Source organism: Corynebacterium sp. HMSC036D02 (assembly GCF_001836165.1).
Classification (GTDB): domain Bacteria; phylum Actinomycetota; class Actinomycetes; order Mycobacteriales; family Mycobacteriaceae; genus Corynebacterium.
On the sequence record NZ_KV827662.1, the window covers coordinates 1 to 21,119 of the forward strand.

General features: G+C 61.5%; 23 protein-coding genes and 1 pseudogene. 15 read left to right on the forward strand and 9 right to left on the reverse strand.

Translation table 11 applies throughout. From position 1 onward, the window contains the following. A pseudogene (locus tag HMPREF2743_RS12840) lies at nt 1-289 on the forward strand (hypothetical protein); the annotation flags it as partial. Nucleotides 290-422: 133 nt separating this feature from the next. On the opposite strand, the gene HMPREF2743_RS03370 reads toward HMPREF2743_RS12840, so the two are convergent. Further along, nucleotides 423-1,598, reverse strand: a complete 1,176-nt coding sequence (locus HMPREF2743_RS03370) for an acyl-CoA dehydrogenase family protein (protein ID WP_070818154.1) — start codon at nt 1,596-1,598, stop codon at nt 423-425. A 215-nt stretch (nt 1,599-1,813) separates the two neighbouring features. Between HMPREF2743_RS03370 and HMPREF2743_RS03375 the strand changes: the two genes are divergently transcribed. Beyond that, nucleotides 1,814-2,371 (forward strand): TetR/AcrR family transcriptional regulator, encoded by a 558-nt coding sequence (locus tag HMPREF2743_RS03375; protein WP_010189326.1) that lies wholly within the window; start codon nt 1,814-1,816, stop codon nt 2,369-2,371. Between the two features lie 8 nt (nt 2,372-2,379). Here HMPREF2743_RS03375 and HMPREF2743_RS03380 read toward each other — a convergent pair whose 3' ends face one another. Next, nucleotides 2,380-3,429: a hypothetical protein gene (locus tag HMPREF2743_RS03380; RefSeq protein ID WP_070818155.1), complete on the reverse strand. Its 1,050-nt coding sequence runs from the start codon at nt 3,427-3,429 to the stop codon at nt 2,380-2,382. Beyond that, nucleotides 3,422-3,916: an RNA polymerase sigma factor gene (locus HMPREF2743_RS03385; protein WP_070818156.1), complete on the reverse strand. Its 495-nt coding sequence runs from the start codon at nt 3,914-3,916 to the stop codon at nt 3,422-3,424. The genes HMPREF2743_RS03380 and HMPREF2743_RS03385 overlap by 8 nt, the downstream gene beginning before the upstream one ends. A 95-nt stretch (nt 3,917-4,011) precedes the next feature. Here HMPREF2743_RS03385 and HMPREF2743_RS03390 point away from each other — a divergent pair, with 95 nt between their 5' ends. Next, nucleotides 4,012-5,052 carry an RNase H family protein gene (locus tag HMPREF2743_RS03390; protein ID WP_070818157.1) on the forward strand — a complete coding sequence of 347 codons (1,041 nt, stop codon included), beginning with the start codon at nt 4,012-4,014 and terminating at the stop codon, nt 5,050-5,052. Between the two features lie 38 nt (nt 5,053-5,090). Next, nucleotides 5,091-5,552 (forward strand): hypothetical protein, encoded by a 462-nt coding sequence (locus HMPREF2743_RS03395; RefSeq protein ID WP_070745475.1) that lies wholly within the window; start codon nt 5,091-5,093, stop codon nt 5,550-5,552. Here the strand turns inward: HMPREF2743_RS03395 and HMPREF2743_RS03400 are convergent. Next, nucleotides 5,549-6,022 carry a YdcF family protein gene (locus HMPREF2743_RS03400; protein WP_070818210.1) on the reverse strand — a complete coding sequence of 158 codons (474 nt, stop codon included), beginning with the start codon at nt 6,020-6,022 and terminating at the stop codon, nt 5,549-5,551. The genes HMPREF2743_RS03395 and HMPREF2743_RS03400 overlap by 4 nt on opposite strands. 31 nt (nt 6,023-6,053) lie before the next feature. On the opposite strand from HMPREF2743_RS03400, the gene HMPREF2743_RS03405 reads away from it, so the two are divergent. Next, nucleotides 6,054-6,947: a ribokinase gene (locus HMPREF2743_RS03405; RefSeq protein ID WP_070745478.1), complete on the forward strand. Its 894-nt coding sequence runs from the start codon at nt 6,054-6,056 to the stop codon at nt 6,945-6,947. Here the strand turns inward: HMPREF2743_RS03405 and purE are convergent, their stop codons facing one another. Both purE and HMPREF2743_RS03415 read right to left on the reverse strand, forming a co-directional pair. Continuing rightward, a complete protein-coding gene (purE, locus tag HMPREF2743_RS03410) occupies nt 6,948-7,448 on the reverse strand; it encodes a 5-(carboxyamino)imidazole ribonucleotide mutase (protein ID WP_070745480.1) in 501 nt (166 codons plus the stop codon). It abuts the gene before it with no gap. A 42-nt stretch (nt 7,449-7,490) separates the two neighbouring features. Continuing rightward, nucleotides 7,491-8,753, reverse strand: a complete 1,263-nt coding sequence (locus HMPREF2743_RS03415) for a 5-(carboxyamino)imidazole ribonucleotide synthase (RefSeq protein WP_070818158.1) — start codon at nt 8,751-8,753, stop codon at nt 7,491-7,493. Between HMPREF2743_RS03415 and budA the strand changes: the two genes are divergently transcribed. Next, nucleotides 8,739-9,458 carry an acetolactate decarboxylase gene (gene budA / locus HMPREF2743_RS03420; RefSeq protein WP_070818159.1) on the forward strand — a complete coding sequence of 240 codons (720 nt, stop codon included), beginning with the start codon at nt 8,739-8,741 and terminating at the stop codon, nt 9,456-9,458. The two genes, HMPREF2743_RS03415 and budA, sit on opposite strands and share 15 nt — an antisense overlap. On the opposite strand, the gene HMPREF2743_RS03425 is transcribed toward budA, so the two are convergent. Continuing rightward, a complete protein-coding gene (locus HMPREF2743_RS03425; RefSeq protein ID WP_070818160.1) occupies nt 9,455-9,898 on the reverse strand; it encodes a hypothetical protein in 444 nt (147 codons plus the stop codon). The genes budA and HMPREF2743_RS03425 overlap by 4 nt on opposite strands. A gap of 222 nt (nt 9,899-10,120) precedes the next feature. Between HMPREF2743_RS03425 and HMPREF2743_RS03430 the strand changes: the two genes are divergently transcribed. From HMPREF2743_RS03430 to HMPREF2743_RS03440, 3 genes are read left to right on the forward strand one after another with little or no spacing between them, the layout of a single operon-like run. Continuing rightward, nucleotides 10,121-10,741 (forward strand): DUF4956 domain-containing protein, encoded by a 621-nt coding sequence (locus HMPREF2743_RS03430; protein WP_070818161.1) that lies wholly within the window; start codon nt 10,121-10,123, stop codon nt 10,739-10,741. Between the two features lie 2 nt (nt 10,742-10,743). Beyond that, the gene (locus HMPREF2743_RS03435; protein WP_070818162.1) at nt 10,744-11,511 is read left to right on the forward strand and encodes a polyphosphate polymerase domain-containing protein; all 768 of its coding nucleotides are present in this window, start codon (nt 10,744-10,746) and stop codon (nt 11,509-11,511) included. Next, nucleotides 11,504-13,396 (forward strand): carbohydrate-binding domain-containing protein, encoded by a 1,893-nt coding sequence (locus HMPREF2743_RS03440; protein WP_070818163.1) that lies wholly within the window; start codon nt 11,504-11,506, stop codon nt 13,394-13,396. The genes HMPREF2743_RS03435 and HMPREF2743_RS03440 overlap by 8 nt, the downstream gene beginning before the upstream one ends. A gap of 21 nt (nt 13,397-13,417) precedes the next feature. On the opposite strand, the gene HMPREF2743_RS03445 is transcribed toward HMPREF2743_RS03440, so the two are convergent. Further along, entirely contained in the window at nt 13,418-14,308 is an 891-nt protein-coding gene (locus HMPREF2743_RS03445; protein WP_070818164.1) for a biotin--[acetyl-CoA-carboxylase] ligase, read from the reverse strand. A gap of 42 nt (nt 14,309-14,350) precedes the next feature. Continuing rightward, complete coding sequence (locus HMPREF2743_RS03450) at nt 14,351-15,010, reverse strand: hypothetical protein (protein WP_246824456.1); 660 nt, start codon at nt 15,008-15,010, stop codon at nt 14,351-14,353. A 48-nt stretch (nt 15,011-15,058) separates the two neighbouring features. On the opposite strand from HMPREF2743_RS03450, the gene HMPREF2743_RS03455 reads away from it, so the two are divergent. The 6 genes from HMPREF2743_RS03455 to treS all read left to right on the forward strand — a co-directional run bounded on the left by HMPREF2743_RS03455 (nt 15,059) and on the right by treS (nt 21,103). Beyond that, complete coding sequence (locus HMPREF2743_RS03455; RefSeq protein ID WP_070818165.1) at nt 15,059-16,048, forward strand: ABC transporter ATP-binding protein; 990 nt, start codon at nt 15,059-15,061, stop codon at nt 16,046-16,048. Between the two features lie 125 nt (nt 16,049-16,173). Beyond that, nucleotides 16,174-17,463 (forward strand): ABC transporter substrate-binding protein, encoded by a 1,290-nt coding sequence (locus tag HMPREF2743_RS03460; RefSeq protein WP_070818166.1) that lies wholly within the window; start codon nt 16,174-16,176, stop codon nt 17,461-17,463. Nucleotides 17,464-17,623: 160 nt separating this feature from the next. After that, entirely contained in the window at nt 17,624-18,601 is a 978-nt protein-coding gene (locus HMPREF2743_RS03465) for a carbohydrate ABC transporter permease (protein WP_070528112.1), read from the forward strand. After that, complete coding sequence (locus tag HMPREF2743_RS03470; protein ID WP_010189344.1) at nt 18,598-19,419, forward strand: carbohydrate ABC transporter permease; 822 nt, start codon at nt 18,598-18,600, stop codon at nt 19,417-19,419. Before HMPREF2743_RS03465 ends, HMPREF2743_RS03470 begins: the two co-directional genes overlap by 4 nt. Further along, a complete protein-coding gene (locus HMPREF2743_RS03475; protein ID WP_070818167.1) occupies nt 19,419-19,604 on the forward strand; it encodes a hypothetical protein in 186 nt (61 codons plus the stop codon). The genes HMPREF2743_RS03470 and HMPREF2743_RS03475 overlap by 1 nt, the downstream gene beginning before the upstream one ends. After that, a complete protein-coding gene (gene treS, locus HMPREF2743_RS03480) occupies nt 19,601-21,103 on the forward strand; it encodes a maltose alpha-D-glucosyltransferase (protein ID WP_070818168.1) in 1,503 nt (500 codons plus the stop codon). Before HMPREF2743_RS03475 ends, treS begins: the two co-directional genes overlap by 4 nt. Nucleotides 21,104-21,119 lie beyond the last annotated feature (16 nt).

The window sequence follows — 21,119 nt, forward strand, 5'->3', positions numbered from 1 at the left end:
GTTAGAAACCTATGATGATATCCAGCATGCGCAGAAAGTCATCGGCAGGATTATCGACGAATACAATAACCGTGACCGCCACAGCGGGCTGAATGGATACACACCTAGTGAAGTGTATTCAGGCACGTGGCGTGACATCCTTGAACATCGCCGAGCAAAGGAAACCGTCTACTACGCGACGCACCCGCACCGCAGACCCAGACCCCGGAAATCCGTCTACAAGCCACCACCTAAAACGGTAGAAATCAACAACGGCAAACCCCTAGCGCCCGAGACAACGAGCGCGTAAAGTAACAACCACATCAAACAGGGGGATGTTCACAACTCAAAGGCAGGCGCCGATCGAGGGCAAAGGGACCAAAGTAAGAGGACCAAACTAGAAGGACCACCAAGCGAGCCTTTCCACATCCCCGGCCGGCTGGTTACTTATAGGCCGAGAAGCCCGTAATCTTCTTGCCCATGATGAGGGACTGCACAGTGTCGGTGCCCTCGTAAGTGTGCATGGCCTCGATGTCCGCGAAATGGCGAGCAATATCATTTTCCAGCAAAATGCCGACACCACCGAGCATGTCACGGGCGTCGGCGGCGATGCGGCGAGCAGCGCGGGTGTTGTGGAGCTTCGCCGCCGAAGCCTGTTCCGGTGCCAACGTGCCAGCATCCTCGCGCTGGGAGACCTCGCGGCAGGTCAGCATCATCTGGCTCAAATCGAGCACCATATTGGCCAAGCGCTGCTGAATAATCTGCGCCTTCGCCAACTCCCGACCAAATTGCACTCGCTCCAGCACATACGAGCGGGCAATCTCGTAGCAGGCCACCGCGGAGCCAAGCGCCATCCAGGACACACCAATGCGAGTCGCAATCAGAACACGCGACACATCCTTGAAGCTGCGGCAGCCCGGAAGCTGGTTGGCGGCGGGAATGCGGCAATCAGTCAAGGTGATGTGCGCCTGGTGGATGGCGCGCAGGGAAAGCTTTCCCTCAATGACAGTCGCCGAGTAGCCCTCCGTCTCCTGCGGCACGATGAAGCCACCCACGTTGCCATCCTCCATGCGCGCATAGATGATCGTGATGCCGCCGGAAGCGCCGTTGCCGATCCACTTCTTTTCGCCGTTGAGAACCCACTCATCGCCGTCACGCACCGCGGTGGTCTCCAAAGCGATGGAATCCGAACCGTGCGCGGGCTCGGTCAACCCGAAGGCACCCAACAAAGAGCAAGCAGCCATCTGCGGCAAGTACGAAGCCTGCTGTTCCGGAGAACCAAGCATCGAAATTGAGCGCATGGCCAGCCCCGCCTGCACCGCAATCACCGTGCCCATCGAAGCATCGGCACGCGTGACTTCCATGAGCGTCAAGCCAGCGCCAAGCGTGGACATCTGTTCATGGCCTTCCACCGAAAGCCCATCGGTCATCACGTCCAGCTCCCCCAGACGCTGAACCAAGTCCAGCGGATACTCCGCGGCCTGCCAGTGCCGGTTAATCACCGGGTAGGAGTAGTCGCGGAACTGCGCCGCGCGCTTCCACCCCGCAGCATCGGCCTCAGAAAGGCTGTCAAAGACACCCAGGAAATCAGTGGTGGACTCGAAGAGGTTGTGGGACATGGTCAATTCTCCAACTAACAGGCAATACGAATGGCGATTAGCGTTAATTGTGACCTGACTCTCCCCAGGCTGTCAAGTGTCTCATCACAACGCGCGGCACAGCCGGGATTCGGAACGATAACCAGACTTCAGGGCCAGTATCTCCCCCAGCCAACCTTCACCCTGCCCCCGCAGGTATACTAACCGCCATTAGCTCATTGAGGAGGACGCCCGCCATGGCCAACCAAAGACGCCGCGACCAAATCGCTGCCGCCGCACTCGACCTCTTTGACCAGCGCGGCTACCATGCCACCGGCATGGAGGACATCGCCAAAGCCGTCGGCATGCGCGCCTCCAGCCTGTATAACCACTTCTCCTCCAAGCAAGAACTCCTCGCCGAGGTCACCATCACCGCCATGGAGGACCTGCTGCGCGCCAACGCCGCCTGCCTCGCCGGGCTGAGCGATCCCCGCGACAAGCTCGTCGCCACCATGAAAGCCCACGTCATCTACCACGCCACCCACGCCCGGCGCGTCCGCGTGGTCAACAACGAGCTCACCAACCTCGAAGAGCCCCACAAATCCGTCGTCCTGCAACTGCGCCGCGATTATGTCGCCCGCTGGATGGCCGTGGTCAACGAGGGCGACTTCCACGCCGAAAACCTCAAAATCGCCTGCTGGGCGCTCATCGACATGGGCATCGGCGTCGCCCAATGGTTCAGCCCCGACGGTGACTACACCGCCGAGGCTTTAGGTGACATGTACGGCCAGTTCGCCCTGCGTCAGCTTACCTAAGAACTCACCTAGGGCGCGCAGCCAATCTGCTGCTCTTCCTCGCGCCCATCCGGGTACTGCACGCGAACGCGGGAGTAGACCTCGGCGTGGTATCCACACGCCACGCGCTTGTCGACGACCACCTTGACGCGATCCTCACTGAACGTGCCCTCCGCGCAGTTGGGGTCGCAATCGTTCTCAATGGCCACGCCCTCCGCCTCCGCGGAGTCGGCTCCCCAGCGCTGCCAGTCCAGCTCATTGACCAAGTAGTTGTTATCCGCACAGGCCAGCGAGATGCGGTCTGGGCCCTCGAGGCCCGTCACGGACACACAGTCTAGGATCGCGGTGGCATCGATGGTGGTTTCCACGTCTGGTCCCACCAGGCCGACCACGCGCACCAGCTGGCCGGTGGCGGGCAAGACGGAGAAGGAGACGCGGTCGGAATCGCGAATCACGGTGACCAGCTGGTCCTCGCCTTCGCCCTCGACGGTGCCAACCTCGTTGCCGTCGGCGTCCGCCAGCATGTCATAGGCAATCTTCTGCTGCTCACTGCTCAAGCCCGGCTGGAGCAACAGCTCCAGCGCGCCCAGCGCGCGGTTGGGGAAGGAATCCGCCAGCTTCTCCAGCCCGGCGCGATCGGTCGCAACGACGAGGTCTTCTGGATTGATGGAAGGCTGCGGATCAAAGCCCGGAACCTCTCCTTGCGAGGAAACCTCCACGGCACCGCCGGCATCCACCGCGTATTCGGTGATCGCGGTGGCATCACCAAGCGTATCGACGCGCTTCATGTATTCCTTCGCGGTCACGCCTTTATCCACGGCATCAGGCTGGGTTGCGGCAGCTTCGCCGGCCTGGGTCAGAATCTCCGCGGCCGAGGCCACGGGCTCCGAGTTATTGAGCAGCGGGAAGGCACCACCGATGAGCGCAAGCACCGCGACGGAGGCCGCCGCTATTGTCCACGTGGGACGGCCCTTCGTAATCTTTGCGAGGGTGTCTTCGGAGCGGGCGAGGGATGCGTCGTCAAGCGCGGCGTCCGGTACCGGATTGGCGGCGCGGAGCATATCGAGAGAGTTAGGCATCGGTTTCTCCTGTGAGTTCGGAAAGGTGGGTACGCGCGCGGTGCAAGCGAACGCGCACGTTATTGCGGGAAATGCCGAGGACCTCGGCGATATCGGGGTGGTCGAGGCCCTCCCACGCATGGAGGGTGAGGATTTCGCGCTCGGCATGCGGCAACTGCATCAACGCACGAGTGATGTCGAGATTGGCATCGACGGCGTCATAACCGGCATAGGATTCCAGTTCATGGTCATCAAGGTTCTCCGTTTCCCGGCGAGTGCGGTAGAACTCGCGCATCACGTTGCGGGCGATGCCATAGAGCCACGGCAGCGGCGTGCCGCGCAAGGAGTCGAAGCCAGCCCACGCTCGCTCAAACACATCAGCCGCCAGCTCTTCTGCGTGACTCGGTGGGACGCGGCGGCGCAGGTAGGCCAGAACCGCCGGGTAATACTCGCGAAACAGGCGGGAGAACTCCCGTTTGCGCGAGCCAGGCAAGGTAAGTACAGACACTAAATAACTCCATATTGTTCGTGGGCTCACTGAGTATGTTGCATTAGAAAGCCAAGCGTTACAGAGAGGCGCTGAAATGGTTTACTAGTAGAGCTATGGAACCACTCGAGCTCTCCGCCCTGACGGGCACGCAGTCGCGCACCTACGGCACGCGCAAGATCACCAAGGACATGATCTCAGCACCCGTGCACGTGGCTATTGCACTGTGGGATGAGCGCTGGGATTCCGCCGAGAACGGCACGATTGACGGCTGGGTCATCGCCGTTAATACCCAGAAAACGCGCTTCGTGCGCAAGGGCCAGATTCAGAAGGGCGACATCGTTGAGGTAGCCGTCCGCGAATTCGAGAAGGCCACGAAGAATATTCGAGGGCGCAAATGGATCGTCACTGGGCGCCGGCAAGCGGCACTGCGCGCCGCCTTGGAGGAACGCGGCTATGCCGTGACGGGGAGTTTTGCGGAGGAGAATAGGGCGTCGAAAAGCGCCAGCTCCGTGCGGCGCAAGCAGGCCGGGATCACCGCGCGCCGCGCGAAGAAGGAAGGCGAGGCCCCGCGCAAGAAGCAGGTCGTAAAGGTAGAAACGCCGAAGGCGCACTGGTGGCCGAACTTCTCGACGGCCTCCTCCTGGCCCGAAGGCGCCACCGTGCGCATCGCCACGGATGCCTCCTCGGACACGGTGTTCAAGGGATCCATGTGCTTCGTAGCCAGCAATGGTGACTACCGGTTGCGCACGCGCAAGACGACGGCCAGCACCGATGAACTTGAGCTCGAATCCTTGACCCTGGCACTGAAGTACCTGCTCAAGGTCGGCGCAACCAAGGCGATCATCGAGTCAGATTCCGTCGCCGCATTAGAAGCGGTGGAACAGATTCGGCAGAAGGGCTCAAAGGCAATGCGCTCGCGGGGCGTGTGGAGGGGGTTGTCTTCGGGCTCGCGCTCGCGCTTCCAGCAAGCGTGGCATGACGTGGAGGGAGTCTGCGAAGTGACCATTCGCCGCGTGATGGGGCATGCGGGCGACCCGCTGAACCGGGCGGCGGACCAGATTGCGTACATGGGCCTGCGCGCGATTGCGCATCCGATGAAACAATCACGCGCCACGCTGAAAGAAGGAATCAGGAAGACGTTGGCCAAGCTCTAATTCGGGGTTCGGTGCACTGGTGGCCTAGGGTAAATCGCATGAGCAATCCCTTTGACTCCAATCCTTTCGAGGAGCCGGCCAAGCCATTCAACGGCCGTGGGGCTAATCCCTTCGCGGAACCTGCGCGCGAATCCTACGCGGCGCCTTCTGCGAATCCTTCCGTAGAGCCTTATGCGGATCCCGTCGCGGCACCTTTTGCTGAGCCTGAGCGCGCATACGCCCCGGCGCCGCAAACGGATTATTCCCTTGAGCAGCACTCGACGGGCGGCACGATCCACAGCTTCTCCCTGTTCAAAGGGCTTTTGAGTCTGTTCTCGGTCCTCATAGGTTTCTCCGGAATTACTGACGGCGATGTGGCCATGGGCATCGGCTTCGCTTTGCCCGGCGCCTGGTACTTCCTCAAGTCACTACAGCAGAAGGCCAACCCAACCACGCCGCAAAAGCGCCACTGGTTTGTCATTTGGCTCATCGCCATCGTGCTCATGTTCTTCGGCGCCTAAGCCACAGGCCGCCACCGCGCAACCACCCGCCGCCACACGATGCGCAGCAGCGAATGAGGAGTTGCCACCACCTCACGCAGGTAGTTCCACAGACGGTCTTTCCGCGGGGTGCGCACGCCGTGCATGTGAACGCGGATCCCCAGGTGCCAGGCCCACATCCGGGTGCGCAACACGTGGAAGTCATTGGTCACCACGCGGAAATAGTCATAGTCCGGGCACAACGCGTGGGCGCGCTCGAGGTTCTCGTTGGTGCTGGCAGCCAGCGGCTCCACACGAATCCGCTCTGAGTCCACACCACGCTCGATGAGGTAGCGCGCCATCGGCTCCGCCTCACCGAAACCGGACACGATGATCGGTTCCTCCGGCAGCACGCGCGCCAGCACCACCGCGCGGTCCAAGCGGCTGCGCAGCAGCGAGCCGGGCTCGCCGCCCTCCACGCGCGCGCCCAACACCAGAAGCGGAAACTGCATGCCCGCTAGCTTAGCGTGCATACTAGTCAGCATGAGCATGTGCGTAGTCGGTTCCATCAACGCTGACCTCGTGGTCCACACCGCGCGGCACCCGCAACCGGGCGAAACCCTCTTGGGGCACGGCGGCACCATCACCGCGGGCGGCAAAGGAGCGAACCAGGCGGTCGCTGCCGCTCGGCTTGGTGCCAAGGTCAGCTTCGTCGGCGCGGTGGGCAGCGATGCCTATGCCGCGCCCGCGATGCACTACTTGCAGGCCAGCGGCGTGGACCTCTCGCACGTCGAGGCCAGCGAAGAGGTGACGGGCCTGGCGGTCATTACCGTGGATAAGCAGGGCGAAAACACCATTATCGTGGTACCGGGGGCCAATGCGCTTGTCGACGATTCCTTCGTCACCCCCCACTCCTCCCCTATCACCGAATCGGAGCTGGTTCTGCTCCAAGGCGAGGTTCCGGCGGAGGGTTTTGCCAAGGCTATTGAGCTAGCGACGGGGCGGGTCGTGGTCAACCTCGCGCCGGTCATCGAGGTTGAAACGGAAGCTCTCCTGCGTGCTAATCCGCTGCTGGCCAACGAGCACGAAGCCGGGCTCATCCTAGAGCAACTGGGCCTTAGCGGCGAGGGCGCGCCGGAGGAGCTGGCGCGGCGCCTCACGGAGGCCGGCTTTGCCTCGGTGGTCCTCACGCTGGGTGCACGGGGAGCCCTCGTGGCCGAAGGGGCTGAGCTTGTCGACGTCCCCTCCCCGCAGGTCACCGCCGTCGATACGACCGGCGCGGGCGATGCCTTCGCCGGCGCGCTATGCGCGAGACTACTCCACGGCGACGACCTCGTGGAGGCCGCCACCTATGCCGCTCGAGTCGGGGCTTACGCCGTCACTGGAGAAGGCGCGCAGGCGTCCTACCCCGATCTCGGGAGCAAGCTCCCCAGCTAATTACTCCCCGAGGAGCTGGGAGCGCAGGTTCTCGTCCTTCTTCTCCACCTCGGCGGCCATGTTCTCTTGGTAAGCCTCCATCTTGTCCACCAGTGTCGGGTCACCCGCGGAGAGGATGCGCACGGCAAGCAGGCCGGCATTCTTCGCTCCGCCGATGGAGACGGTGGCTACCGGCACGCCGCCCGGCATCTGCACGATGGAGAGCAGCGAATCGAGTCCGTCGAGATCCTTCAGCGCACGCGGAATGCCGATGACCGGCAGTGGCGTGGCCGCGGCGACCATGCCCGGCAGGTGAGCCGCGCCACCGGCGCAGGCGATGATGGCCTTGAGGCCGCGCTCGTGCGCGGACTTGGCATAAGCCAGCATCTTCTCCGGGGTGCGGTGCGCGCTAACGACACCCACTTCAAAGGGCACACCGAACTCGGCGAGCACCTCTGCGGCGGGCTTGACGGTGGGCCAATCGGAATCGGATCCCATGATCAGGCCGACGAGTGGTTCCATAAAAACTCTCCTTATTAAATAGGTTTCAAGCTCGCTGCGGGCTTAAGCCCACTGCGCGTGGACGAGAAAGTGGGCGGCATCGTGGGCGATGCGGCGGGTTTCCTCCACGTCCTCACCGACAACGTTGACGTGGCCAATCTTGCGGCCCGGCTTGTGGTCCTTGCCATAGAGGTGGATCTTCGCCTGGGGGTAACGCTCCATGACTTCACGGACGCGCTGCGGCATGGGCATCTGCGGATCCTCCTCGGCACCCAGCACATTGGCCATGACCGTAATCGGCGCCAACGGCGCGGTGGAGCCGAGCGGCAAGTCCAGCACGGCGCGCAGATGTTGCTCGAATTGCGAGGTCACGCAGCCATCCTGGGTCCAGTGGCCGGTGTTGTGGGGGCGCATGGCTAGCTCGTTGACTGCGATATCCTCCTCCACGCATACTCCCGGGGCACCCGAGGCGGACGCAATGATGGAGCCGGCGTCTTGCTTCGTTGCGAAGGCGAAGAGCTCCACCGCCAGCACGCCCGTAACGCCCAGCTCGGTGGCCACCTTAATGCCTACCTGCATGGCGCGCTCTGCCAGCTCTGGGGACAGGTTCGGGTCAGGAGCAAAAGCCTCGGCGCAGATGCCGTCCCGCTGCACGGATTCGGTGACCGGCCAAGCCTTCACCTCACCGGAGGGGCGGCGGGCGACGAGCACGGACAGCTCGCGGGTAAGAGCAACTTTTTCCTCTGCCATAAGTGGGGTGCCTGCTGCGAGAAGTTCTTCTACCAGCGGCTCCAGCTCCTCCGCGGACGGGAACCACACGCCATGGCCGTCGTAGCCGCCGCGGCGGGCTTTGAGGCACACGTGACCGTCGACAAGCGCGGCGAAATCCCGCGCATCCTCCACCGAGTCGATGGCAGCAAAGCGCGGCACCGGGGCGCCCAGCTCGGCCAGCTTCTGGCGCATGAGCAGCTTGTCCTGCGCGTAGAGGAGGGCGGAAGGCTGGGGCTGAACGTTGAGACCGTCGGCGATGAGCGCCTGCACGTGTTCGGTGGGTATGTGCTCGTGCTCAAAAGTGATTGCATCCGCGCCTTCTGCGGCGGCGGTGAGCACGTCGAGATCGTGATAGTCACCGAGCACCACGTCCGGGATCACCTGTGCGGCGGACTTATCCGGCGCGGAGGCCAGCACGCGCAGGTGGATATCGAGCTCCGCGGCGGCCGGCTGCATCATGCGTGCAAGCTGGCCGTCTCCATAAACAGTAACGAGGGGTTTGTGTTGTTCACTCACTCTTTCAATACTAGCCTTGGGGCCATGATCGTCCGGCATACCATCTTTCAGAACTCCCTCATGACCGCGCTGTTGGATGGCATTTACGACGGCGAAATGACCATCGGCGAGCTCTTGGGCAAGGGCAATTTCGGCATTGGTACCTTCGATGCGCTGGACGGGGAGATGATTATCCTCGACGGGGTGTGCTACCAGCTGCGCGGCGATGGTACCGCAACGGTCGCTGACCTAGACCAGGGCACGCCCTTTGCGGTGGCGACGAACTTCGTCCCCCGTATTAAGGTGGCCGCGCCCAAGGGCCTGAGGCGCGAGGAGCTTTCGGCATTCATCGATGAGGTAGAACCTTCCGCTAACTTCATGTACGCGGTGCGCATCTCTGGGCGGTTCAGCAACGTGGTTACCCGCACGGTGGTCAAGCAGAGCAAGCCCTACCCGCCGATGGCCCAAGCGGTGGGCGGCGATAAGGAGCTGCACTTTGACGACGTCGAGGGTATCATCGGCGGTTTCCGCACGCCGGTCTTTGAAAAAGGAATTTCCGTTCCCGGATGCCACGTGCACTTCATCGACGCTGCGCGTACCTCCGGCGGGCACGTGTTGGACTACACGGTGGATGAGGCCACCATTGAGCTCTGCCCCGGAACGGACCTCGATCTGCGTCTGCCGCTGACCCACGAGTTCCGCTCCGCCAACCTGGCCCCTGATGACTTGGACCAGCAGCTACACACGACGGAGATTAAGGACTAACCCCACACCGGTTGCTCGTTGAGAATGTCCTCGACGCGCTTTGCTTTGGGGATGGAGGGGAAATACATCGGCTTGTCATAGCCGTGGAGTGCCAATGAGATCCCGCCACGGCGACGGCGGGCACCACGGATATCGGTGAGTGGGATCGAATCAACGCGTTTGCCTTCGCGGGCGATGACGCGCAGGTTGGTCACGATGAAGCGTTTGCGGCGGGCTTTGATGAGGGGAAGGACAAAGCGCCAGACGGCAAGCAAGGCCCATATAGCTACTAAGCCATTGCGAAGCGCCAGGTCAATGCCGTTATAGTCACACCAGCCGATGGCGATCCAGCACAGCCCAGTAATCACGACGAGCTCTAGAAAAGGAAAGAGCAGCGTGCGAAACGGGGCGGTCATGTCCGCGCGAACAACTTCGCCGCGGCCCATCTGCATGAGATTCATGGGGCACATGGTACCTCCCCCTCGGTTGCGTCATGGGTGCCAGCTACTTTCCCACACACGCATCGTGTGTGGGAAATAACTGTCCGGTGACGCACACAGGAACCACACAGCAACCTCCCTGGGAAGCTTTTCGCAATCTTTGCAGACACTCCCAAACATTCGGAAGGGTTCCCACATTTTGTTGACCCATCATTAAATGGTCACTAGCCAAGAGGAGTTTCCATGACCACCACGACAATCATGATGGCCGTCGATATTGTTGCCATCCTCATTTTGATCCTCGCCGTGTATTTCCCGCGGCACCACCGCGCCGATCTCGTCGTCGCCTTCCTCGGCGTCAACATCGGCGTGCTCGGAGTGTCCACAATGCTGACCACCGTGGACGTTTCGATGGGCTTTGGCCTCGGCCTTTTCGGTGTCCTCTCTATCATCCGCCTGCGCTCCTCGGAGATCTCGCAGCGCGAAATCGCCTACTTCTTCGCATCCTTAGCCATCGGCCTCATCTGTGGCCTCTCGACGACCTTGAACCCGCTCACGCTAGGCGTCGTCGCACTGCTGCTTGTCACCATCGCGGTGTCCGATTCCCGCCGACTTTTCGGAGCCTACTTTAGCGAAGAAATCCAACTCGATCGGGCAATTTCAGACAGGACGGAGCTTGAATTCGCGCTGTCGCAACTTCTCAATGCCGATATCTTGTCCACCACCGTCCTCGAGCTCGACCTAGTCAATGACACCACCCGGGTCAGCGTCCGCGCCAAGCGTCGTGCAACAGCGACAGCCGAGGAAGAAAGCGCCCGCAACCCTTTTGATTCGGCGGCACATCGCCTGGAGCTGGCCCGGTAAAAATGAGCATCGATACCAGACTGGCGGCGCTACCTTCCATCAGCCTCACCGACATCAACGCCGAGGCAGCGATGATGACGCGCGTCGACCGCAAATACCTCCTGCGCCTCGATGAGCTCGATGTAGTTCTCGCCGCACTGCCGCCTACTACCCGCGCCCTAGAGATTGGTGGGCGCCGGCTACAGGCCTATGCCACCACTTACTTCGATACGCCGGAACAGCTTTCCTACCGGATGACCGCTCAGAAACGGCGCCGCCGGTTCAAGGTACGCCAGCGGGTCTACGTCGATTCTGGCCTGGCTTTCTGCGAGGTCAAGACGCGCGGCCCACGAGGAGTCACGGTCAAGAGCCGAGTCCCGATCAGCGCGGCCGAAGCGCTGAGCGAGAGGCTCGCCGAAGGTGCGCGAGGTTTCGTAGCCGAAGAACTGCGCCATCTGCCCGAATGGGTGCCGGAATCCCTCTCCCCAACGGTGAGCAACACCTACCGCCGCGCCACGCTGCGTCCTCCCGGCATCGGCCGCGCCACCATCGACGTTGATCTCACCTGGACTTCGGACAACCGTCACCTTTCGGGCTTAGATCTCGCCTTCATCGAGACAAAGTCGGGCGCTAACCCCTCACCCTTGGATCGCATCCTGTGGTCACAAGGACACCGCCCCACCAGAGTCTCGAAATTCGGTACTGGGCTCGCCGCCTTGTACCCCGAACTGCCCTCCAACAAATGGCACCGACTACTGAACACTTACTTTAAGGAGCCCCACTATGCGTAAGAACATACTCAAAACCGCGATCGCCGCCCTCGCAGTGTCCGCTACCCTCGCTGCGTGCTCACCGGTGGACTCGGCGTCCACCGCTACCACGACCACCGCATCCGTCAGCAACACCAATGCTGTCGACACAAACGGGCTGGATACGGCGTCACCAGGCACAGCGGAACAGATACGCGCACTCAATTCCGATGCCACCACCATCAACGACGACGAGTGGTCGATTAATGATGCCCAAGAGTATAAGGGCGGTGACATCACCAAGGCGGGCGTCTACCGCATCAGTGGCGATGTCAGCGATGTGACTGTCTCCGCCCCGGAGGACGCCCAGGTAGTACTGGTGCTTGCCGACGCCTCCGTGGGCACTATCACCGTCAACAGTGCCGATGACGTCGCCATTTATACCGAGGGCTCAAACATCTCCGGTGCTATCTACTCCGAAGCTGATCTCACCCTTAGCGGCGATGGTTCGCTGCAGGTGTCAGCCGATGGCGACGACACTGATGGCATCGTGTCCAAGGATGACCTCGTTGTACTCTCCGGCAACATCACCGTCAACGCTGGCGACGACGGCCTACGCGACACGGACTCACTCACCATCAAGGGCGGAAAGCTCGACATCACCGCCAAAAATGGCGATGCCCTGAAGTCCACCAAGGATGACGATGAAACCAAGGGCTGGGTGCGTATCACTGGTGGCACGATTACCGCGACCGCCGGGGACGATGCCATCTCTTCCTCCACAGACGTCCTTCTAGAGGGAGGCACCATCAAGGGCACAGCAACCGACAAGGGCATCAACGCTGGTGTCTACATCATTGGTGAAGGCACCGAAGTCACCATTGATGCCGAGTACGATGCCCTACACTCCGATGGCGCTATCCGGCTGACCTCCGGGGAGTTTAAACTCGCCGCTGGCGATGATGGTGTGCACGCAGAGGTGGCTGCCATCCTCGACGGTGCAAACGTGACAGTGTCCGAATCCGAAGAGGCTCTAGAAGCAGGTCTTATCACTATTTCCGCCGGCGATATCAACCTCACTGCTGCCGACGATGGCATCAATGGTTCCGGCTCCATCACCGCCCAGGCCGGTGAGGAGGCCATTGCGGAGAAGGCTGCGTCCGAAGAGTCCACCGATACCGAGGAGACTACAGACACGAACGAGATGCCTGAACCGCCGACCGGCGATAAGGGTGAGATGCTGCAGCCGCCAAGCATGGACAACGGCGACATGCCACAACCTCCGAGCGGCACCGACGCTGCAGGCGGCCCCGGCGGTCCTAGCGGCGGAGGCATGGAGAACAGCGGTGAACAGGTCACCATTACCGGTGGCACAGTCACGGTTAATGCCGGCGGCGACGGTCTGGACTCCAATGGTGATGCGACGATCTCCGGCGGCACCGTGACCGTATGGGGGCCGACGGATGACGGCAATGGCGCCCTCGATGTCAACGGCGACCTCACCGTCACTGGAGGAACTCTTTTAGCGGTGGGCTCGGCCGGCATGGCCATCACCCCAACCAGCGATACAGCTCAAGGTTTCGTGGCCGCGAATATATCCGGTGAAGAGGGCGACAAAGTCACTGTCACCGACTCCTCCGGCACTGAAGTCACCAGCTTCACCGCCACGAAGAAATTCGGCAATGTGGTCTACTCCAACGCCGATATCACCAACGGTGAGAGCTACACCTTCTCCGTCAACGGAAACGACACCGAAGTTACAGCTGGTGAAGTCTCTACCGGCATGATGGGTGGCCCCGGCGGTGGCATGGGCGGCGGTATGGGCCGACCAGGTGAAGCACCGGAGGAAGGTGCCGCCCCATCGGCGCGACAGATGCCGCAAGCGAACCAGGAGCGCCGCCGCGAAGACGACGCTACGAGCGTCTAATTCAACTACTGGCTGAATCCACTACTGACCAGCTGGGCGCAGGTGGGTGACATCACCCGCGGAGTAGTACTCACCGCCGACGTTGATGCGGCCGTCGTCAGCCACGCCCTCGACGGTGCCAATGACGTCGCCGGTCGGGGCTTCGAGGCGGACTTCCTGCCCGATGGAAGAACAGACCTTACGGTAATCAGCCATTAGCTGTGGGTCCTGCTGCTCCCACTGGGTAATGCGGCGACGCAGGTTCTTCAGCACGGTGACCGCCAGCTGCGTGCGGTCGGTCTCAAGGCCTTCGAGCGCGAGCGATGTCGCGGCCTCGATGGGCAGTTCCTCGCGGGTCAGGGTGACGTTGATGCCCATGCCCACGACCACGCGAGCTGAAGGCGGGTTCGCAGTCTGAGTCTTGGGGGCGATTTCAGCTTTACTGACTTCAGCTTTGTTGATCTCTGCCTTATTAATCTCAGCCTTGTTCACTTCGGCCTTGTTGATTTCAGCCTTGGAAACTTCCGTCTTCGGAGCAGATTTGAAGGCCTCGCCCACCGGGCCGGCCTCGGCGAGAATGCCGCAGAGTTTCTTGCCATCAATCTGCACGTCATTCGGCCACTTGAGTACTGCTTTCTCCACCGAGTCGGTCACGGCCAAGCCGGCCGCCAGGGGCAGGGTTCCGAGGTGATCCAGCGAATCCGGGAGGATCAGAACGGAAAAGATGAGCTGTGATCCCGCCGGGCTCACCCACTGGCGGCCCAAGCGGCCTTTGCCGGCAACCTGCTCATTGGCCAGCAGTACGGTGCCATCAGCCACCTTGTCGGCCTGCATGAGATCGGTGTTGGTGGAGCCGGTGGACTCGGTGTAATCGATAACAGCGAAGTCTTCGCTCAGCGCCTCGCGAATTCGGTCCATATCAAGTGCAGTCATGCACCCCAGGTTACCCGCCGGGCCACGGCCTCCTAGCAGTAACTAAAAGTAATCCGGATTGGCCAGAATTGTGCGGGCCGTAGCATCGTCAAGACAGGTAGTCAGCACCGCCTGCGGCAACGCATGGGTGACCTGCTCAGGCGTGACGGTGATCTGCCGCGTATCTGCCAGGAAAGAAACAGTATCCCCAATCAACTTGTCGTAATCAGCGCGGTCTTGTGCCCCAAGGTTATCCGGCTTTCCTTCAGTTACCAACACATAACGGGTTGCTGGGGTGACCCACTCACAGACCCACTCGCCATATTCCTGCAATTCCGAGTCCGAGACCTCCAGCCCCATCCCTTTCATGCTGGCGCGCATGGTAGACCGATCAACGTGGCCGTTGTCCACCAACTGTGAGCGGACCTCAGACGCATCGACGGTATCCGCAAAAATAGCGCGGAACACGGTATCGCGCTGGGCTTCTTCGGACGCAGTGGCCGACGATGACGTCGCAGATTCCTTCGCGGGCATCGTCGGGGAAGGCTCTTCCGACGAAGACTTCGTCGCAGAGGTCGATGACTCCGTAGTGGACTCCGAAGATGCCGAAGACGCATCAGCGGTCCCCGTAGAAACGGTTGTCAGTGGCGCAAAGGACTCCGAGGATTCCGTACCGGAGCAACCGACCAAGAGCAGCGCGAGGAAAGGAGCGAGCTTCTTCATAGCGAATTCCAGCCTAATGCACGCACCGCCAGGTGCTAGTGTGAATCCATGGCAAAGGTCACTTTTGAGAACGTCGGCATCACCTATCCCCGTGCCGAGAAACCCACGGTCAAAGACCTCAATCTCGAGATTGCGGACGGCGAGTTTCTAGTCCTCGTCGGCCCATCCGGCTGCGGTAAGTCCACCACCTTGCGCGCCCTCGCGGGGCTGGAGCCGGTATCCAGCGGCCGCATCCTTATTGACGGCAAAGACGTCACGGGACTGGAGCCCGGCGAGCGCGATATCGCCATGGTCTTCCAGAACTACGCGCTCTACCCGCACCTCACCGTGGCCCAGAACATGGGGTTTGCCCTCAAGCTGGCCAAGAAGCCCAAGGCTGAAATCACAGCCAAAGTAGAGGAAGCCGCGAAGACCCTTGGGCTCACGGAGTACCTGCAGCGCAAGCCCAAAGACCTCTCCGGTGGTCAGCGCCAGCGCGTGGCCATGGGCCGCGCCATCGTGCGCGAGCCGAAGGCCTTCCTCATGGATGAACCCCTGTCCAACCTCGACGCCAAGCTGCGCGTACAAACCCGTGCGGAGCTGGCCAGCCTCCAACAGCGCCTCGGCACCACCACTGTCTACGTCACTCACGACCAGGTGGAGGCCATGACCATGGGAGATCGCGTCGCCGTGCTCAAGGACGGTGAATTGCAGCAGGTCGCGCCACCGCGCGAGCTGTACGACGCTCCTGCTAACGAATTCGTCGCCGGCTTCATTGGCTCCCCTGCGATGAACATCTTCGACTACAACGGCGGACGCGTCGGCGTACGCCCAGAGAAGATGTTCATTAACAAGGGGCCGATTGGCTTCCAGGGCACGGTGGAGTTCGTGGAAGAGCTGGGCTCCGAATCCTTCGTCTACGTCATGGTGGGCGAGCAGCGCTTCGTGGCTCGCGCGAGCGACGACGTTCCGCAACGCGGTGAGAACGTCGTGCTGACCTTTAACCCCCGCGAGGCACACCGCTTCGATCCGGAGACCGGCCAGCGCATCGAAACTTAAGCAGCAACACAAACAGGGGTGATTTCACCCCCGCTTGGAGTGAATTAAAAGTCAAAACCGCGTGCGATGTGGGGATGATCCCCTATTTTGTAGTCATCAGAAGTTTTCCGAAAGGTGAATATTCAATGAAGAAGCCGTTTCTCCCCAGCTCGCTGCGTTCCGTCCGCCGCGGCGTTGTCGTCACCACCGCTGCCCTCGCACTGACCTTGGCAGGTTGCTCGTCGAGCGACGAGGGATCGTCGTCAAGCACTGGCTCCGATGCCTCCTCGACTGATGGTGACGGCCGCGGCCCCATCACCTTTGCCATGGGCAAGAACGATACCGACAAGATCACGCCCATCATCGAGGCATGGAACGCCGAGCACCCGGACGAGAAGGTCGAGCTCAAAGAGCTCGCCGGCGAGGCCGACGCTCAGCGCGAGACCCTCGTGCAATCCCTGCAGGCGGGCAACTCCGACTACGACGTCATGGCGCTGGACGTGGTCTGGACCGCGGACTTCGCCGCTAACCAGTGGCTGGCACCGTTGACCGGTGACCTCGAGGTGGATACCTCCGGGCTGCTGGAGCCCACCGTGGAATCCGCCACCTACAACGACACCCTCTACGCGCTGCCGCAGAACACCAACGGCCAGCTGCTCTTCCGCAACACCGAGTTGGCGGAGAAGGCTCCGGAGAAGTTCGAGGACATCGCTTCTGCCTGCGAAGCTATTAAGGATGATGCTTCCTGCCTCACCACTCAGCTCAAGCAGTACGAGGGCCTGACCGTCAACACCGCCGGCTTCATCGAGGGCTGGGGCGGCTCCATCTTGGATGACGAGGGCAACGTCGCCGTTGACTCCGACGAGGCCAAGGAAGGCCTACAGGCGCTTGTCGACGCCTACGAGGACGGCACCATCTCCAAGGACTCCACCGCCGCAACGGAGGAGGAGACCAACTTGGCCTTCACCGAGGGCAAGACCGCTTTTGCCATCAACTGGCCGTACATGTACACCAATGCCGAAGAGGCTGGCGTGAAGTTTGAGGTCCAGCCGCTGGTGGGCAAGGACGGCGTCGGTGTCTCCACCCTCGGTGGCTACAACAACGGCATCAACATCAACTCCGAGCACAAGGCTACGGCCTTGGACTTCATGAAGTTCATCATCAACGAGGAGAACCAGAAGTCCTTCGCCGAGGCTTCCTTCCCGCCGGTACTGGCCTCCATCTACGACGATGAGTCCCTCGTCGAGGAGTTCCCGTACCTTCCGGCTCTCAAGGAGTCCCTGGAGAACGCCGCTCCGCGTCCGGTCTCCCCGTTCTACACCGCCATCTCCAAGGCCGTGCAGGATAACGCCTACGCGGCACTGACCGCTGACAAGTCCGTCGATGACGCTACGAAGGACATGAAGGCAGCCATCGAGGCAGCCTCCCAGGGTTAATCTTCCCAGCGTGAAATGGGGGCGCGAGTAAGTCCACGTGACTTGCCCGCGCCTCCTTCTTTGATCTGGCTTTGTTCTAATGAATGTCTAAGCCACCCGCTATGATTTTCCCCAACCCCCGATAACCCCTCCCCCTATAAATCAGAAAGGCAGGCACCGCATGGCTGGAGCACCAGCTACCGCGCAGCCTCGCAGACAGTATCTGCGCGTTGCTGCGCTCATCGCACCGGCGCTGATAGCGCTGGCCGTGGTCATCGGCTATCCCATCGTGCGCGCTGTGATGTTGTCCTTCCAGGGCAACAAGCGGCTTAACCCGACTACGGGTGTATTCGAGGAAGGCGCATTCGCAGGCCTCGAGAACTACCTGTACTGGATCACCAATCGCTGTATGTCTGCCACCGGCCAGGCCACCGCGTGCCCGGACGGCGTCATTGCCACTGATTTCTGGCCCGCGCTCAAGATCACGCTCTTCTTCACCGTGGTCACGGTGACCCTGGAAACGATTTTGGGCATGTTCATGGCGCTGGTGATGAACGGCGAATACCGCGGTCGCGGTCTCGTGCGCGCGGCGGTGCTGGTCCCCTGGGCCATTCCCACCGCAGTCACTGCGAAGCTGTGGCAGTTCATGTTCGCGCCGGACGGCATCGTCAACGCGCTCATCGGCTCACGCATTGCGTGGACCACAGACCCGTTTTATGCCCGCCTCGCGGTCATCATCGCCGACGTGTGGAAGACAGCCCCGTTCATGGCGCTGCTCATCCTGGCGGGCCTGCAGATGATTCCGCGCGATGTCTATGACGCGGCCCGCGTGGACGGCGCCTCCCGCATCCAAACCTTCTTCACCATTACCCTGCCGCTGGTGCGGCCAGCACTCATGGTGGCTATCCTCTTCCGCACGCTGGACGCGCTGCGCATGTACGACCTGCCGGTCATCATGATCTCCGCCTCTTCCAACTCGCCCACGGCCACCATTTCCCAGCTCGTCGTGGAGGACATGCGCCAGGGCCACTTCAACTCGGCCTCCGCGCTGTCCACCCTTATCTTCCTGCTTATCTTCACCGTCGCGTTCATCTTGGTGCGCTTCCTCGGCGCTGATGTCTCCGGTACTGCTCGCCAGAAGAAGGAGAAGAAGTCATGAAAAAGCTTGGCCACTACCTCGGCATCCTCTTCATCATGTTCTGGGGACTCGCGCCCTTCTACTGGATGGTTGTCACCGCCTTGCGGCACAAGTCCCATACCTTCGACACCACCCCGTGGCCCACGCACGTAACCTTGGATAACTTCCGGGATGCACTGGCCACAGACAAGGGCAATGATTTCCTCAATGCCTTGGGCAATTCCTTGATCATCTCTCTGGTCACGACCGCTGTGGCGGTCCTCATCGGCGTGTTCACCGCCTATGCACTGGCGCGCTATGACTTCCCGGGCAAAGGTATTGTCACCGGCATCATCCTGGCCGCCTCGATGTTCCCGGCCATCGCGTTGGTGACCCCGCTTTTCCAGCTCTTTGGCAACCTCGAGTGGATTGGCACCTACCGCGCGATGATCATCCCGAATATCTCCTTCGCGCTGCCCCTGACTGTCTACACGCTGCTGAGCTTCTTCCGTCAGCTGCCCTGGGAGCTGGAGGAGGCTGCCCGCGTGGACGGCGCTTCCCGCGGTCAGGCTTTCCGCCTCGTTCTCCTGCCCTTGGCTGCGCCGGCACTGTTTACCACGGCTATCATCGCCTTCATCACGACGTGGAACGAGTTCATGCTGGCTAAGCAGCTCTCCACCACCGCCACTGAGCCGGTGACCGTAGCTATCGCGCGCTTCTCGGGTCCCTCAGCCTTCGAGTACCCCTACGCCGCCACCATGGCTGCGGGCGCGCTGGTGACTGTTCCGCTCATCATCATGGTGCTCATCTTCCAGCACCGCATCGTCGCCGGCCTCACCGCCGGAGGTGTTAAGGCCTAATGCGCCGTGAACTGCTGTGGGACACCGCGCTGGGATTCGTTGGCTTCTTTGCCTTCCTGGCGCTGGTGCAAGCAGTCCTCAATCTTTTTCACCCCTCCCCCGCCATCTGGCCGGGGCTCCTCGCGGGCACGCTGTGCCTAGCGGAGTATCTGCTGTGGCGGGCCAAACGGAAGGATCTCCGATGACCTGGCACGATAACGCCATCTTCTACCAGGCCCTCGTGGGCTCGTACAAGGACACCCGCGGCGAAGGCGTTGGCACGCTGCGTGGAGTTATTGAGAAGCTGGACTACCTGAAGTGGCTCGGCGTGGATTGCCTGTGGCTCTCCCCTTTCTATGCCTCCCCGCTGCGCGATGACGGCTATGACATCGCCGACTACTACTCCATCCACCCTGATTACGGCACGATGGAGGACTTTGACGAGCTCGTTGCCGAGCTCCATGCTCGCGGCATGCGCCTCATGACGGATTTGGCTTTCAACCACACCTCCACCGACCATCCGTGGTTCCAGGCCTCGCGCACCGATCCGGAAGGCCCCTACGGCGACTATTACGTGTGGGGCGATGATCCCCTGCGCTACCCGGAGATCCGCATCATCTTCACCGATACGGAGACCTCGAATTGGGCGTGGGACCCGGAGCGCAAGCAGTACTATTTTCACCGCTTCTACTCGCACCAGCCGGACCTGAACTACGACAACCCGAAGGTCCACGAGGAAGTATTCAAAATTCTCTCCTTCTGGCTGGATAAGGGCGTGGACGGTTTCCGCCTCGACGCCATCGCGTACCTCTACGAACGCGATGGGCTAGGTGGCGAGTCCCTGCCGGAGACGGTCGAGTTTGTGGAGAAAGTCCGCGCCTTCATCGACGAGAATTACCCCGAGGCCATCATGATCGCGGAGGCCAACCAGCCACCCGAAGAAACCATGGAGTTCTATGGCACGGGCAATCGCTTCCACATGGTGTTCAACTTCCCTGTGATGCCGCGGCTCTACCAAGCCCTCGCACTGGGGGACGCCACACCGGTCTACGACATCATGGCGGAACTTCCAGAGCTTCCCCAGGGCTGCCAGTGGGGCACCTTCCTGCGCAACCACGACGAGCTGACCCTCGAGATGGTCGACGAGGACCAGCGCGCGATCATGTATCAGCACTACCTGCCGGATGAGCAGATGCGTGCCCACGTGGGCATCGCGCGGCGCCTTGCCCCGCTGTTGGGGAATGATTACCGCAAGATTGAGCTTTTTTATTCACTACTCATGACTCTGCCGGGCGCACCTTTCTTGTATTACGGCGATGAGATTGGCATGAACGATGCCCCTGAATTGCCCGACCGCGATGCCGTGCGCACACCCATGCAGTGGGAGCCTGGCGAGGGTGCAGGGTTCAGCACCTCTGCCCAGACGCGCCGGCCCATCGTCGGTGGCGTTGGAGTTTCGGTGGAAGAGCAGCTTGCCGACGACTCCTCGCTCCTCCACCGCCTCCGCGGCCTAATCCAGCAGCGTAAGGCGCATCCGGAACTCGGCACCGCGCCTTTCGAAGCCGTGGAAACCGGTCAGACGGGCGTGCTGGGATTCCAGCGCGGTGAGTTGTTGTGCCTGCACAACTTCACGGATCAGACCGTCGACCTGGGCCCTGTGGAGCTCGGGCCATATGGCTACGCCTGGCTGCCAGTTGAGGTCTAGAAGGCGCCGTGTTCCT